General features: G+C 60.8%; 5 protein-coding genes. 3 read left to right on the forward strand and 2 right to left on the reverse strand.

Annotation, left to right across the window (positions count from 1 at the left end; genetic code table 11):
* Positions 1-63: 63 nt before the first annotated feature.
* From ACR0CZ_RS01400 to ACR0CZ_RS01410, 3 genes are read left to right on the forward strand one after another with little or no spacing between them, the layout of a single operon-like run.
* Positions 64-1179, forward strand: a complete 1116-nt coding sequence (locus tag ACR0CZ_RS01400) for a mandelate racemase/muconate lactonizing enzyme family protein (protein ID WP_170394274.1) — start codon at positions 64-66, stop codon at positions 1177-1179.
* A gap of 13 nt (positions 1180-1192) precedes the next feature.
* Positions 1193-2296, forward strand: coding sequence for a mandelate racemase/muconate lactonizing enzyme family protein (locus ACR0CZ_RS01405; protein WP_170394271.1), 1104 nt, complete (start codon positions 1193-1195; stop codon positions 2294-2296).
* Positions 2297-2325: 29 nt separating this feature from the next.
* Positions 2326-3687: an aminotransferase class III-fold pyridoxal phosphate-dependent enzyme gene (locus tag ACR0CZ_RS01410; protein ID WP_480503004.1), complete on the forward strand. Its 1362-nt coding sequence runs from the start codon at positions 2326-2328 to the stop codon at positions 3685-3687.
* Between the two features lie 173 nt (positions 3688-3860).
* Here ACR0CZ_RS01410 and ACR0CZ_RS01415 read toward each other — a convergent pair whose 3' ends face one another.
* Positions 3861-4340 (reverse strand): invasion associated locus B family protein, encoded by a 480-nt coding sequence (locus ACR0CZ_RS01415; RefSeq protein ID WP_170407630.1) that lies wholly within the window; start codon positions 4338-4340, stop codon positions 3861-3863.
* Positions 4341-4358: 18 nt separating this feature from the next.
* On the reverse strand, positions 4359-17570 hold the full coding sequence (locus ACR0CZ_RS01420; RefSeq protein ID WP_480537127.1) for a hypothetical protein: 13212 nt from the start codon (positions 17568-17570) through the stop codon (positions 4359-4361).
* Between the last annotated feature and the right edge of the window lie 30 nt (positions 17571-17600).

Genomic DNA, 17600 nt, shown 5'->3' on the forward strand with positions numbered 1-17600 from the left:
TCAGTGCGCCGGGGATTGCTCCTCAGCGCATGGCGGCCATCGCAGGAGACCTGTGGTGAAACCATGAAGATTACGCGCATCCGAGTTTTCAAGACCCCCCTGCCATATATCGGCGGCTCATACGGCTGGGGGGCGGGCAACGCGATCACAACGTCGATGTCTTCGGTAGTGGTGATCGACACGGATGGAGGGCTGCAGGGCTGCGGCGAGTTTGCCCCTTGCGGCGAGAACTACATGATCGCCCATTCCGAAGGGGTCGAGGCCTTTGCCCGCCTTGCCGCCCCGCATTTGCTGGGTGAGGACCCCCGCCAGCTGTCCAAGATCGAACGGTTGATGGATGGCACGGTCCAAGGTCACGGCTACGCCAAAGCGCCCTTTGATGCAGCGTGTTGGGATATTCTGGGACGGTCCACCGGACAACCTGTTTGGATGCTGATGGGCGGCAAACTCACCGATGGTGCGCCGATGTACCGGGTTGTGCCGCAAAGGCCTGTCTTGGAAGAAGCCATCGCCGAGATGGAGCAGCACCGCGCAGCGGGATACCGGCAGTTCCAGATCAAGGTAGGTGGCGACTGGGTGACCGATATCGACCGTATCCGCGAAGGAGTGCCCCTGCTGAAACCCGGTGAAAAGGCGATGGCAGACGCCAATCAGGGTTGGCGCGTTGACAACGCCATCCGTGTGGCCCGGGCAACCCGAGATCTGGACTTTATCCTTGAACAACCCTGCCACAGCTATGACGAATGCCAGCAGGTGCGCCGCGTAGCCGAGCAACCGATGAAGCTGGATGAATGTGTGACCGGGATCGACATGGCCCGGCGTATTGTAAACGATCGGGGTGCCGAAATTTGCTGTCTGAAGATTTCAAACCTTGGTGGGCTGTCCAAAGCCCGCCGGGTGCGTGATTTCCTGATTGATCACGGTATTCCGGTTGTCTCCGAGGACACATGGGGCGGGCAGATCACCACCGCTGCGGTCGGCCATTTTGCGGCCTCAACACCCCAAGAGATGCTGATCAATTCAACCGATCTGATGAACTACAACACCCGTAACACCGGGATTGGCGGCCCCACAGTAAGGGACGGTAAACTCTATGCCACAGATACTCCGGGGCTTGGGGTGACGCCGGACTTTGACAGCCTTGGCCCACCTGTCGCAACCTACGAATCCTGCGCCTGATGGAAACCGCCTGATGAAGATAACCCGCATCACCGCCTGGGAAGTCCCGCTGACCTCGCATGACACCTATTACATGGCCGAGGGCAAGACCTGCGATACGACGGTTTCAGTGGTCGTCCGCCTGGATACCGGCACCGGCGCATCGGGCTGGGGAGAGGTTTGTCCGATCCCGCATTATTTACCCGCCTATGCCAAGGGCGTGGTTCCAGCGCTTGAAGAGATGGCACCCGTTCTCATCGGCGCTAACCCGGTTGGTCCCGAAGCGCTGATGGAGCGCCTTAATAAGCATCTGATCGGGCATGGCTACGCCAAGTCAGCCATTGATACAGCGCTTTGGGATCTGACCGCACAGGCAGCGGGACTACCGCTATATGCTTTGCTCGGTGGGCGCGCCGTTGCCGATATGCCGCTGTATCATTCAATCACCTGTATCGCACCGGAAGAAATGGCGCGCATGGCGCGCAATGCCTTTGATCAGGGCATGCGACAGTTTCAGGTGAAGCTGGGTGCAGATAACAACTGGGAAGCCGACGTTGCTCGTTTGATTCAAGTGCGCGAGGCTGTTGGTGATGGCCCGTTGGTTTATGGAGACTGGAATTGCGGGTCAGATACGCTGACCGCCACACGAGTTGGCCGCGCTGTCTCGCATCTGGACATAATGCTGGAACAACCTTGCGCCACGATCGAGGAATGCGCCCATGTCCGCGCCGCGACTGGTCTGCCGATGAAGCTGGACGAAAGCGCCTGTGACATTCATTCGGTTCTGGCAGGACACCGCGCTGGCTGCATGGATGCTGCTGCGCTGAAACTGTCGAAGATGGGCGGCCTTTCGGCAATGCGCCAAATCCGCGATCTCTGCCTTTCACTAGGCACGCAGATGTGCATCGAGGATACTTGGGGCAGCGATGTTACGACGGCCGCCTCGCTGCATCTTGCAGCCTCAACCCCAGCGCGCGGCATCATGAATACCTGCGATTTGTCCCACTATGTCAAACCGCGTCTCGATCCGAATGCACCTAGCCGCCGGAACGGTCGCATCGCCCCACCCGAAGGCCCCGGCCTTGGCGTGACGCCTGATGCAGACGCTTTGGGCCAGCCAGTAACCATCATCGATTGATCCCAACCCCGCACGCCAAGAGGCCTGTCATGGAAGACTTCAGCAACGCCTACCCCTCACACGATCCCGAGTGGGTCAAAGACATGCACGCGGACCATTACCTGCAAAGCTGGTCAAAGCAGGGCAGCCGCCCGCGCGTCATAACAGGTGCTCAGGGCAGTTGGTTCTGGGACAGCGACGGCAAACGCTACCTCGACTTCCAATCCCAACTGGTAAACGCCAATATGGGTCATCAGCACCCCAAGATCGTACAAGCGATTAAGGATCAGGCGGACAAGCTTTGTTATATCGGCCCGGCCATGGGCTCGGACGTGCGTTCCGAACTCGCGGCAATCATGACCGAGATTACGCCTGCCAATATCTCGTCGACTTTCTTTACGACCGGAGGCTCAGCGGCCAATGAAACCGCGATCCGTTTGGCGCGGCATTACACCGGTCGGACAAAGATCATTGCCCGCTACCGTTCCTATCACGGAGCAACCGGAGGCACGCTGTCGCTGACGGGCGATCCACGTCACCATCTGACCCGCGCCGATATGCCGGGCGTCGTGCGGATGCTTGATCCTTACGTCTACCGCCTGCCGACGGGCCACAAAGACCCCGCCCAGTGCCCGGTCGCCCAAGGTGGACCGCATCTGGAAGAAATCCTGATGTATGAAAACCCCAACACCGTGGCCGCTGTCATTCTGGAACCTATTGTCGGCACAAACGGGATCATCGTGCCACCCGACGGATATCTGCAATCTATTAAGGCAACCTGCGAGAAATATGGCATCCTACTGATCGCGGATGAGGTCATGGCCGGGTTTGGCCGCACCGGAGAATGGTTCGCCGTCGATCACTGGGGGGTGCAGCCGGATATCATCTGTTCGGCCAAGGGCATCAACTCGGGTTACGTGCCGCTTGGCACCATGTCCGTCAGTACCGAGCTGCATGACTGGCTGCGCGATTACCCATTGCCCGGAGGCCTGACTTATGCCGGCCATCCGCTGGCCTGCGCATCTGGCGTTGCCGCGATCCGCGCCATGCGGGAAGAAGGCACGCTGGCCCACGCCACCGCGATGGGTGAGAAGATGCGCGCAGAGCTGCACAAGCTGGCAAAGAAACACCCCTCGATCGGGGATATTCGCGGCAAGGGCATGTTCAATGGCATCGAACTGGTCAAGAACCGCGACACCCGCGAACCGCTGGTGCCATTTGCCGCCAAAGGCGAAGACGCCAGACCCATGAGCGAGATGATGAGCTTTGCGATGAACGAAGGCCTCTACCTGTCATTCTTCTCGAACGTGATCCGCCTGACCCCACCGCTCAACATCAGTGAAGACGACCTGATTACAGGGCTGGCGATTCTGGACCGCACCCTCGACATCGCCGACCGGGAGTGTCTCTGAGAACTAGTCGGCGCGAACGCTCGCATCTCGGAAATCCAAAGCCATCACATAGCCCTATGCCGCAGCCTCCGCTCGTTGCGAGTGCAATCACAAAATGAACGCTCTGGTCAGACCCTTCTACGCGTTGCTAACCAAGAAGGCCTGTGCGGCCTTCTGGAAGGAAGGCCAGGCAATCACGGCAGCATATCGGATATTCTGCTAAATCCCGCCAGATCGAAACCAAAGGAAATTGGATCGCCGACCCGGTTTACGCTTTCAATACTCAACAGATTGCCAGCGCGCATCTTTGACATCCAGTCCTGAGAGACAGGAGAACGGGCAAAACAACCCTGTGCTTCGCAGGTTAGAAAATCCAGCCGCGCGATCTCGGCATCATCCACTTTAGCAATCAGCCCTTCAGAGAACAGCAGGCCAAATGGCAGTGTCAGCACCGCTTCGATCTCGTCTCTGCCGGCAGGTTTGACGAACGCAATCGAGGCAAGCCTTTGATTGTTCTCGGTTAAGATAATGGTCTGGGTCATTTCACAAATCAATTCAGTTCCGTTGACCTGATTGCTGCAGTTGACCGACCACAATGGCGCTTCGTTTTCCTGTGCGCCAAGTTGAGTTGTCAAACCGAACGACGCCACCAAAGCGTAGATCCAAGTTTTCATACTGCTGTTCCTCATAAACTAGAATTGTATCCCAAGGCCAATGCCAACCTGCAGGGCTTCGGTTGAGTCTCCAAACATATGGTCCAGGCTCAGGTTGATAAAGCTGCTGTCATCCAAAGCAAACAATCCCAACCGCGCGGACACGACGCCGTGGGCGTCACCGATATAGCTGGTATTCACGAACCCTCCGTCGGCGGCGCTGGCCCCACTGAAGCCAGCGGTTACCGACACCGTGTCGTCAGACGAGAGGATGGCACCGGCGCGCAGGCTCGCACGCAGTTTCTGCGAGGCGCTCAGGATCTGCTCGGTCCCGATCTCAATCGACGGCGTCAGCGAATAGATCATCTCGTTGTCGTCCTGCAAGACGATACCTGACAAAGTGGCATCGCCATTGCTTTCCGTCGCCAACCGCGTCGCATCGATGGCCAGTTCGGGGCGCAGGTACGCTCCACCAGCGCCAAGTCTTTGATCATACGCCAGGCTGAGCCGCAGGTTCTGGTGGTTCATCTTGTGCTTGATCTCGCTGACACCAACGGTGTCCACAATTGTGCCATTGGGCAAAACGCCCCGGATCCCACCTGCACGGCTTGTATCGTAGTTTGACCAACCTGCCGACAGCATGGCCGCAAACTCCCACGCGCCTGTGTATTTGGTCAGCGATGCACCCAGATTGAACCGATCGCCAGATGCATTGTATTGCGATCCGTTCTGCAGGCTGATCTGGTCGTAGCCCAGGGCAAACCCTGCATACAACTCATCCCCCACCGGCAGACGGACACCCGCCGACCAATTGGTGTTATTAACGTTCAGATCGTTGTAAATCCCGGTCTGCTCGCGGTCGAAGAAATAGCGGCCGCCGGTAAACCAGATACAGTTACGCGGATCATCCCCGGCTTGATAATTGGTGTAGCGTTCGCAGTTTTGCAGCGTATCCGCGAATACCCGCGTGCCAAAATACGCATCCACCGCATCTGCGGCGTAGTCCGCTGTCGACAAGCTCTCAATGGCCGCGATCACATCGGCCTCGGATTGCATGTTCCCGATCAGCGCCAAAAGCTCGCCCTGGTCGGACGTTCCCCGCCCATTCAGGACATCATTGATATAGTCACCGATCGCGGTCTGGTTGGAGTTCATCCTAGGCGTCGAATAGTCTGGTGTGATCACCAGATCGATCGAACTGCCGTCCGACGTCGCCCCGCTCAAACCAATGGAGTAATCAAGAACCACAGTGTCCTGGATGGTCGTGCCAGCATCTGCGGCCGTTCCATCGGGATTGATGATGACAAGCGGCAATGCGCGTTCGAGCGTGTTCAACCGCGGCACCAATGTACCACCAATGGTGGCATCCCCGGTGACATTGATCAGATCGCTGTCTCCACCCGATATGCCAGTGGTTCGGAAATACACGTCGAACGTTGAAGTCGCAGTGCCGCCAAAGGCCAGACTTCCGGTCACGTTCGTGGTCTGGCTGACATTTTCGGTGAAGGAAAAATCATCCGCTTGAACAGCAGCCGTCAGGCCTCCGTCGACGCCCCAATTTGCGCCCAGAACCAAGTTGCCATCCACCTGCATGAGCCCGGCGTCGCCCAGATTCACGGTATCCAATGCATAGAAGGTTGCACCATCTTCCACGGTCAGGCCATTCGTCCCGTCACCAAGGTTCAGGTTCCCAAGCGCGCGTCCGGACAGCGTGATTTGTTCATTGCCATCGCCGCCGTTCACCAGTTGGTTATTGCCCGCGATCAGCACCGCGTCTTCTGATAGGGTCAGCGTGTTGTCGGTACCTCCTTCGACAATGATCGAGGCAACCGAGTTCGCTTGCCCGGTGCCGCCCATGACAACACCATCGAACCCAAGCATAATGGCGTCTGCACCGTCACGGCCTTCGGATTGTGCAAAGACGCCAATGCCACCGTCGCCGACCGACAAGACATTGCCGGTCAGGGTCATGTCGATAGCACCGCCCGACCCGGCGCCACCTGCGGCACCCCGGAATATGGAATCGACGATGCCGCCACCACCACCCAACGACTGCGCGGCGACACCGATCGCGTTCTCTCCGCTGGTGACCGTGTTACCAGTTTGCGAGAACAGAATGTCCCCGCCGTCCCCGCCATTTGCAGCTGACAGATTTACGGTCACCTGGCTGGGGTCCAGGTCTGTCGTGACAAGACCACCGCCGCCACCGATGCTCTGGATCACGAACGCATGCGATCCGGTACCACTTGTGTTTACGTCACCGGTATTGGTGAAATCGACGTTGCCGCCATCTCCAGTTGAATCGTCCTGCGCCCCGAGGGTCACATCGACGCCTCCAAGACCAGCAACGACAGCTTCACCACCGCCCGCGCCGATGCTTTGAACGCTTTGGCCAAAGGACCGGTCACCGCTGGTGAAGACATCTCCATTCAGATCAAGATCGATATCACCGCCGTTGTTGCGGAAGCTTGGATCGGACCCCAGGATTACCGAAGCAAACCTGTTGGTATCAGCCGTGCCCGTGCTGTTGAGCACCAGCTTACCGCCGCCGCCGCCAATAGATTGCGCCGTACCTGCAGAGGAAAACGCACCATCTGTGCCGACATCGCCCGTCCGGCTGCCGAACACATCGCCACCTGCTGCATCATTCGTATCAATCGCGCCCAGGCGCGCATCAATCTCGATACCGTCGCCATCCTGAAGGCTGATGTTGTTGGCCGATGTGCCACCACCGCCGCCAACACTCTGCAGCATCAGACCTGTCGAGCGGTCGCTGGTGGTCGCTATGTTACCGGCGTGCGACTGGGCAACCTGGCTGCCCGCTGTGCCCGAAACATCATCACCGCCCAGCGAGATGTCACTGATATAAACAGTGCCGGTTCCACCCGCGCTTGCCGTCGCAGTCGTAAAGTCGACCGATGTTTCAGAGTTGCCGCCGCCGCCGTTAACGGATTGTGCGAAGATGGCCTCGCTGCCTGCACCATTCACCAGAATGTCACCGGTTGAATTGACAGTCGCGGTTCCCACCGATCCGGTGGTCCCTTCTCGCGCGCCCAACACATGAGAGATCGTGTAATCCAGCGCCGAGACTAAGGGCGACGATACCGAATATCCCGCATTACCGCCGCCGCCACCTACGGATTGGGCATAGATACCGAACCCGTTTTCGGCGTTCACGACTATCGTACCGGTATGGTTGACCGTGACATCTCCACCATCCGCCCCGTCGCCACCAGAACCGCCAATGGCGATCTTCGAGTATGATTGGCCGGTCATGGTGTTTTTGAGGTCGTTCACATCCATCGCGACGGCCAAACCACCGTTACCGCCGCCCCCACCAACGGATTGCGCGAAGATACCGTAGGCCCCTTCGCCATCAACGCGGATGTCGCCGGTATTGGTGACAACCGAGTTTCCGGCAGCATTGCCACTGCCACCCGAACCACCGATGTTCAACTGCGCGGTCGGAGAGCTGTTGTCCCCAGTCTTTAGCCGCAGCGTCCCAGTAATCGAACTCCCACCATTGCCGCCGCCGCCACCAACGGATTGAGCAAAGATGCCATGCGCACCTGCACCAATGGTGATGATCGTGCCCGCATTTGTGACGGCCACGTTGCCTCCGGTTCCACCGGAACCACCCGAGCCACCCAGGCCAAACAGCAACGCCCGCCGAGTGCTCGCCTCGGCCCCGCCATAGCGACCATCAACCGAGATTGTCGATCCGCCATTGCCGCCGCCACCGCCGACAGACTGCGCGAAGATACCGTGGCTTTCCGCTCCGCTGGTCACGATCGTACCATCGGCTTCGTTCACAACAGTGGTTGTACTGCCAGAACCACCGGTGCCGCCGGTGCCACCAATAAGGATCGCGTTTGTCGTAGACCCCTCCGAGGACCGGCCCAGAATAATGTTTCGAACCTGCTGTGCATCACCACCGCCACCACCGACCGATTGCGCGTAGATACCCACCGACTTGTCGCCCGTGGTCAGGATCACGTCCCGGTTGGTCACAGATACCGCCGCCGACATCGCACCCGAGCCGCCGTTGCCGCCGATGGATAATGTCGCGGTGTTTCCAATCTCTTTACGCAGGCTGATGATGCGGTTTTCCACGACACCACCCATGCCGCCGCCGCCTCCGACGGACTGCGCAAAGATACCATGGGCCATGGTGCCTGCTGTGCTGATTATTCCGTCGCTCACAACGGTCACGATGTCCGAGGTCATACCGTCCCCACCTGTACCGCCTATGTTGATCGATGCTGTGGTGCCGACTGTGGACGGGTTGACCACAGCTTTGATGGTATCGAGGTTCGATTGTCCGGCCTGTACCATGCCGCCAGTTCCGCCTGCGCCACCGATGGATTGCGCCATCAGCCCAATCGAGCGATCTCCGAACGTTGCGATCTGGGCAGTGTTGGTCACGTCCACCGTGCCACCAACGCCTCCGGTGCCGCCGGTACCACCGATGGACAAGGCAATTGACGTGCCCTTGCCAGCCGAGTTGCTGGCCTTACCGCCATTGCCTCCGCCGCCGCCAACTGACTGCGCAAATACGCCATGTGCGTCATCGCCCTGCGTGACGACGGTGCCCGCCACCACAGAAGTCACATCGCCTGCCGCGCCACCCGTACCGCCTTCAAGCCCGACTGACAGGCTGGCTTTGTTGCCTTTGCTGTCGCCGGATTTCGGGGTGCCGATGCTGACCGAAGTTGATGACGAGTTACCCCCGCCATTGCCGATGGACTGTGCAAAGAAGCCATAAGACCGGTTGCCCGTCGTGCTGATCGCGCCGTTCGAGCTGGCATAGACGTCCCCGCCGCTGCCCCCGGTTCCACCCGTGCGGCCGATCTGGATGTTTACATTGCCGCCATCAACCGACGTCGATGCCGAATTGTAGCCAGCATTGCCGCCGCCGCCGCCAACGGACTGCGCAAACAGACCATGGGAATCTGCGCCCGAGGTCGCGATGTCGCCTGTATTGCGCACATCCACCGAACCACCGATGCCGCCCTCACCCGTGCCGCCGCCAATAGCCAAGCCAAAGCCTTTGTTGGTCGCGTCGGAGGCAAGCTCATAGGTCATGCCGAGGTTCAAGGCGGCGTTGCCGCCGCCACCGCCGATGGATTGCCCAAACACACCGTGGCTGCCATCTTGCAAGGTGACGATATCACCATAGTGATCAACATCGACCTCGCCACCGTCCCCTGCCGTACCTGCATCGCCACCGATGGCAACCACCGCTGACACACCGGTTTTATTGCCAGAGGAATCTGCAGGGTTCACCTTGCCTTCAAGCTCATCCAAAACCGCGTTGTAGTTGGCGATGACCGAGTCATCGACGCCGGTATTGGTCGGTGTCTTACGATCGGATGAATCGCCTGTGCCGCCGTTGCTTTGGTTGCCGGTGGTCTTGCTGATACCCACAACTGCGTTGATCCCCGCATCGCCGCCGCCGCCGCCAATGCTCGACGCCTCGATACCGTGCGATCCAACGCCATCGGTCGTGATTGTCCCCGCAGCAAGGGCCGCTGTGCCACGCGCGACGGTCACGTCACCCGCATCGCCGCCACCGCCGCCAAAGCCGCCGATCCCCATCGCGATAGGTGAGCTGTCCTTGGTACCAACAAAGGTCGCATTAATGCCGCCGGTACCACCGCCGCCGCCGATGCTCTGGGCAAAGATTCCGCGCGCGTGATAGCCATTTGTTGCGATGTTGCCGGTCTGAGTGACCGACACGTCACCCGCATCCGCACCAGTACCTCCGTGGCCGCCAAGGCCGCCCACAATGCTCAGATCCGTTTTGCCGTCCGAGTTGTTGGAGTCGCCATAGTTCAGCTGCCCGGTCACGTTCAAAGCACCGTTGCCACCGCCGCCTGCGATCGACTGGGCCAAAACTCCATGTTTCCAGTTGCCGGCGACTGACACAGTTCCCGCGTGATTGACGCCCACATTGCCCGAGACATTGCCGTCACCGCCAAAGCCTCCGACGCCAAACGTAACCGAAGGGATCTTGCCATCTTTGCTGAGCGCGATTCCACCCGAGACATTCAGACCGCCATTGCCGCCGCCGCCGCCGATGGACTGCGCCAGTAGACCCGCCGAACCGTCAGTATCCGGCTTTTCTTCGTTGAAGACACCCATGTCGATGAACAGGCGTTCCAACCCGAAGTTCGATGCCAATTCCTCGGTCTCATCTACGATCGAGTCGCCCAGGAAATCACGCAGTTTGTCTTCGAACGTCGTTGTGTTGGGGATCGATATATCGTCCGGGTTCGTTGTAACCGTAATATCCGCTTGCGAGGTGACCGTGACGTCTCCGGCCTGACCGCCATCGCCTGCGAAACCACCGACGCCCACGATCAGAGAGCTGTCGGATACGATCCCGCCTGACACGTTCAGACCACCGTTGCCACCGCCGCCGCCAACGGATTGGGCCAGCAGGCCGGATTGGCCAGTGCCGTGAGCTGTGATCGTACTGCCTGCGCCAATGTTCACATCGACATTTCCGGCGTCTCCACCGCCGCCACCAAAGCCCCCGACGCCCACGACAACCGCGTAGGATTTGCTGCTATCTGTCTGGCCTGCGCCGGGTTTGCCGCTGATCGCGAGGCCGCCCGAGACGTTCGTACCACCGTCACCGCCGCCGCCGCCAAGCGACTGAGCAATGATGCCACTGGCTCCTTTGCTTTCATCAACAGCGAATGTTCCATCCGGTTGCTCGACCATCGGAACGGCCTGCACATTGCCGGTATAGTCCAGATCGACGTCACTTGCGTCACCGCCAGCCCCGCCAAAGCCGCCAACACCCGCTGAAACCGAAAAGATCGTGTCCGACCCCGATGGTTTAGTCAGCGCCAGAGTGCCCGAAATATTCACGCCCCCGGTACCGCCACCGCCACCAAGGCTTTGCGCAAACAGACCATGCGACCCGTCACCCGCCGTCACTACATCGCTTTGAACATCCAACGTGACCGCATCGGCATTGCCACCACCGCCACCAAAGCCACCAAGTCCCAGGGCAACCGCTGCACCGGATTTGCCGGTGAGATTGACAGCGCCAGAAACGTTCAGACCGCCGTTACCGCCGCCGCCGCCGACCGACTGGGCTATGACACCAATACTGTCTACGCCAGTGGTTACCACCGAAGTTGTGCCACTGCTGTCCGTTCTTGAGCGCAATGTGCTGTTCACTTCACCAGCGTTACCCGCCCCGCCACCGAAGCCGCCAACGCCCAGACTGACCGAGCCGCCATTTTCCTGGCTGATACCCAACGAGGCCGAGATATTAGTGCCGCCGTTGCCACCACCGCCGCCAAGGCTCTGTGTCAGGATCCCGGTGCTGCGATCGCCGGTCGTGGTCACTCCGCCGGTGATTGTCGATTGCACCAACGCTCCGGCATCAGCGCCGCCGCCGCCAAAGCCGCCCACACCGATGCCGACCGCCGCATTGGCTGATCGGGACAGAGACAACGCTGCCGAGATGTTGGCGCCGCCGTTGCCACCACCGCCGCCGAGGCTTTGCGTCAGAATGCCGACCGAGTCATCACCGGTTGTCATGACATCTCCGGTGACCCGCTGCGTGACGTTATCTGCCGCACCACCGTCCCCGCCAAAGCCGCCGACGCCGATCCCCAAACCCCCGGAATAGTTGCTGGCTACAGAAATGGCCCCGGAAATGTTTGTGGCGCCATTGCCGCCACCTCCGCCAAGGCTTTGTGCGATAATACCAGCCGACCGCGGACCCGAGGTGCTCACATTGCCAGAGAACGTGTTGTCGACTACCCCGCTGGTCCCGCCACTGCCGCCGAAGCCGCCCACGCCGATACCTGCCGCACCCGATCCAGTGCGTGCGATGCTCAGAGCGCCCGAAATGTTGACGCCGCCATTACCGCCGCCGCCGCCAACGGATTGGACCAGAACGCCCGTCGCGTTCTCACCACTTGTAGTGACATCGCCGGTGACCGACCCCGTCGCCGCGCTCGCAGCACCGCCATCGCCACCCGAGCCACCGATGCCAACCCCAACGGCGCCGCCTCCGGTGCCCGAGATGTTCACGGCGGCTGATACATTCAGCCCACCATTGCCACCGCCGCCTGCAGCAGATTGCACCAAGACGCCGCCAGAATTGTCACCGGTAGTGGTAACATTGCCAACGACCGTGCCTTCGGCCGTATCCGCGTCGCCCCCGTCGCCACCGCTGCCACCAAGACCAACAGACGCACCACCGCTGCCGGTTCCTGCGACAGTGACTGTGGCGGAAACATTCATGCCTCCATTGCCCCCACCGCCGCCAAGGCTTTGCACGATCACCCCGCCGGATTCATCGCCTTGTGTCGAGACGTTTCCGTTCAATGTGGCTTCAACTGTGCCTCCGTTGCCGCCGGTACCGGACGCCCCACCAAGACCCACGGATGCCCCACCCGAGCCGGTGCCCGCCGCGGCCACTGCAACCGAGACGTTCATGCCACCATTACCGCCGCCACCGCCGACAGATTGTGCCAAGAGACCGCTGGAGGTTTCACCTTGCGTGATCAGATTCCCGGTTACATTCGCCGTGACCGCCGAGGCGTCACCGCCGCCAGTTCCACGACCGCCCAAGCCAACTGCCGCAGCGCCAGAACCCGTACCTGCGCCACCGACGGAAGCAGAAACGTTGAACCCGCCATTGCCGCCGCCGCCGCCGATTGATTGCGCCACAACTGCGCTGGACTGCGCACCTTCGGTTTGAACACTATTGGCAACCGTCAGGCCAACAACACCCCCCGTGCCGCCGCTGCCACCGGACCCACCCAGGCCAACGCTGATCGCGCCCGATCCGGTGCCGGCCCCAGCCAAAGCCGGTGAGACATTGAAGCCACCATTACCACCACCGCCACCAACGGACTGCGCGAGGATACCCACCGAAGCATCCCCTCGGGTTACCACGTTAGCTGTTGTGCTGGCCGCCACCAAACTGCCGTCACCCCCGGCGGACCCTGAGCCGCCCAGACCAACCGAAACTGATCCCGCACCCGTTCCAGCCCCGGACACGGTGGGCGAGACATTGAACCCGCCGTTACCACCGCCACCGCCAAGCGACTGCGCAACAAACCCACTTGAGGCGAAGCCATCCGTCAGGATGGTGCCATTCGAAGTCAGCGTGACAATGCCGCCATTGCCGCCGGTATCACCTGAACCACCCAGTCCTACACTCACCGCACCACTGGCTGTACCTGCGCCCGACAGAACCGGGGCTACGTTGAACCCACCATTTCCGCCTCCGCCACCGATGGATTGCGCTACGACGCCCGAGGACTGATCCCCCTGCGTTTCAACCGCATTATTCGATGTGGCATCGACCGTGCTGCCATCGCCGCCACCGCCGCCGTTGCCACCCAATCCGACCGAGACGCCAGCCCCTGCAGTGCCCGATCCCTGAACCGATGCGCTGACGTTAAACCCGCCGTTACCTCCGCCACCGCCGATGGACTGCGCGAGGAAGGCCGTCGCCGAGTCGCCTTGCGTCAGAATTGTCCCACTGGATCTTAGCGTAACCGACCCGCCATTACCGCCACCTGCGCCCGTTCCACCAAGCCCGACACTGACCGCACCGCTTGCAGTACCTGCACCGGCCCCAGTCCCCGAGATATTAAACCCACCATTGCCGCCACCACCGCCGATGGATTGGGCGACGACGCCTGAAGAACGGTCCCCGACAGTTACAATCGTATTTGTAGTCGTCAGATTGACTGTGCCACCCGTCGAGCCCGTACCAGCGTCGCCGCCAAGGCCAACTGAAACTGCACCGCTCGCAACCCCAGCCCCTGCAAGTGACGCGCTAACATTAAAAGCACCATTGCCACCGCCTCCGCCAACGGACTGTGCCAGAACGGCAGTAGAGTCCGCGCCACCGGTGCTTACGGTGCCTGTGACTCGACCTGTCACCGATTGACCGATTCCACCTCCTGAGCCGTCGCCACCAAGGCCTACGGTGACGGCACCGCCACCTGCCCCCGCACCAGCAACACCGGCCGTCACGTTGAAGCCACCATTGCCACCACCGCCGCCGATGGATTGGAAAACTACGCCGCCTGAGCCTTCGGACACTGTTGTGACGTTTCCAGCAACCTGGCCTTCAACCACGCCGCCATTGCCGCCTGTATCGCCGTTGCCGCCGAGCCCGACGCCAATTGACCCAGCACCGGCTCCTGCCGCTGCCACACCGGCAGTGACATTGAAACCACCATTACCACCGCCACCGCCGATGGATTGAATAACGACAGCCGTCGAGCGTGCACCTTCGGTCCGAACCTCGCCGTTGACGCGCACGCCGGTTACCGTACCGCCTATGCCGCCGCTGCCTCCGTCGCCGCCAAGTCCGACTCCAATCGTTCCGGCACCGCCACCGCCGGCCGCCAAGCCAGCAGCGACGCTGAAACCGCCATTGCCACCGCCACCGCCGATGGATTGCACCACGACCGCACCGGCATCGTCCCCACGGGTTGTGACATCCGCATCAACTTGGGCCGTCACTGTACCGCCCGCACCTCCACCGCCAGCTTTGCCGCCGAGGCCTACACTGATGGACCCGGCAGCGCCGCCCGCAATATCGGCGCTGGCACCGATGGCATAACCACCATTACCACCGCCGCCGCCAACGGATTGCGCAACGACACCGCTGGAGAATGCGCCACTGGTTTCGATTGAGGTCCCACCGGCGCGCAAAGTGACGTTGCCACCGATACCGGCACCACCACCATCTCCGCCGACACCGACGTTGATCCCGACCGCAGCGCCTCCGCTTGCGCTGATACCGGCCGCGATGCTTCCACCACCATTACCGCCACCGCCGCCAACGGATTGCGCGATAATCGCGCTGGAGCTTGTGCCAGTCGTGGTCACGTCAGCATTGGTATAGACCTGAACAAGTCCACCATTGCCCGCACTGCCGGCCTTGCCGCCAATTCCAACTGATACGTTGCCCGAAAATAGTGCCGAGGCGCCACCGGTCGCAGCGACCGCCAAACCACCATTGCCACCACCCCCGCCGACGGACTGGAACAGCATGCCTGTCGATCGGTTTCCGGTCGTGACGACAGTGCCTTCAAACCCAGCTGCCGTTGCGACGCCACTACCATCGAACTGGCCAACAGTGACCGGACCACCCGTGCCGCCCGTACCACCGTCACCGCCAACCCCAACAGCCAGCGAACCCGATACCGGGCCGCCTGACGCTGCGACAGATACGGCATAGCCACCATTGCCGCCACCACCGCCAACAGATTGCAGCATCACCCCAACCGAGTCGTCACCACCGGTTTGTACAGAAGCTGAACCGCTGCCGCTAAGCGTGACCGTCCCACCGTTGCCACCATTGCCAGCGGACCCACCAACCGAGACCGATGCCGCGCCGAATGCGCCAACCGCAACCGAGACCGCTCCGCCACCGTTGCCGCCACCGCCGCCGACGGATTGTGCAAATACACCTGCCGAGCGCGCGCCCGAAGTCCGGATAGCCGACGGCTGGCTGCCATCGGTGTTGGATAAGGTTAAGTTGACATTGCCACCGGTCCCTCCGGCCCCGCCATCACCACCGATGGCTACCCCGACAAACGCACCTACCGAACCGGACGAACCACCATTGCCGCCACCGCCACCAATCGACTGGGCCAGAATACCCATCGCATCATCACCCGAAGTGGTGATGATCCCGTCATTCACGATCGTCACAGTGGACCCGCTGCCACCGCCGCTGCCATTGCCACCGACCGAGACCATTCCGCCGGACGAGCCGCCGTCACCGCCACCGCCGCCGATGGATTGCGCGATAATCCCGCGGGCGTTGTCGTCTTCGGTTACAATACGCCCGTAGTTGCTGACGCTCACCGCAGCGCCCGTTCCGCCCCGAGATCCTGTGCCACCAATCGCAACAAGCCCATAGGAGTTTGCACCGGTTCCACCGCTGCCGCCGATGGATTGCGCCATGACGCCATCGGCACCAATGCCCGAAGTCAGGATGCTTCCCGAACCTTGCACAGTGACATTTACCGCGTCCCCGCTACCGCCGTTCGAGCCCACACCACCAAGAGAAAGGGATACCAGGCCGCCTGCAGTTCCGCCCGAACCGCCGCCGCCGCCGATGGACTGGGCAACAATACCGCGTGCGAAATCACCTTGTGTTTCAATCGCGCCACCATGCGAGACGTTAACCCTGCCTCCATTTCCGCCATTATCGGCCCCGCCAATGAGCGAAACCAACAAGTTGCCACTTGTCCCCGCTGACCCCCCCGAACCGCCGATGGATTGGGCGTAAATACCGTTCGCATAGTCGCCGGTCGCCAAGATGCTACCGCTTGAGGTCGTGTTTACCGTTACTGTGCCGCCGCTACCGCCATAGCCTCCGTTACCGGACGAGCCAACCAGCCCCCATTGTGACCCACCATTACCGCCGTTGTTCGAAACGCTCAGCGCATAGATGCCATCAGCCGAGTCGCCGGACGTAGAAATGTCACCCCGCTGCGTAACGGTTACATCGCCACCATCTGCCGAGTGGCCACCGGTGCCCCCACCCGGAGCCGCGAAGCCGCTGCCACCATCACCAGCCTCGCCGCTGCGGCTGAACGCAAATATACCGTCATAGCCGTCGCCCGATGTCTGGATCGTGCTGCTGGAGGATTGTGTTGCGTTTACCGTGCCGCCTTCCCCGCCGTCGCCGCCATCGCGCCCGTCCCAAAAGCTCAGATACGAGTCGCCGCCCTGACCACCGTCACCGCCAACGCTACCCACTTGCCAACCAACATTGCTGGTTGCGTTGACATTCCCGCTCAGGGTTTGTGTCTGGGTTGGGCCATCGGCACCGTTTCCACCTGAACTTGGTGGCACAACAAGCGCACCATCGCGCCCATTGCTGCCATCTCGCCCGTAAACGACCTGGCTCACACCGTTAGGTCCGGAGACGTTCACCGGCGGGGTGACAGAGCCAGGAGTACCCGAACTGTTGAAGTTGCTGTTGTACTGAGACAGGGTCAGCTGAGTGGACAAGCTGGCCGTTCCGGTCGCACCAGAATTACTGATCTGAGCCGTTGTTCCCGTTATGGATACAATCTCAAATGCCAGCGGGGGATTGTCGGAGTTGTAAATTGTATCGCCGGCATCTTTGACGAGAAACACATAGCCATCCGCCGTCTCAACAAAAGCCGTCGCCCCGGCTGTAGGTGTTGAAGCGGGATCCACGATCAGTGCGGTGACTGTCGTATCCAGACCAGTCACAGGGTTGTTAACAGTGTCTCCAACAATTGA

The organism is Ruegeria sp. H9, from assembly GCF_056532915.1.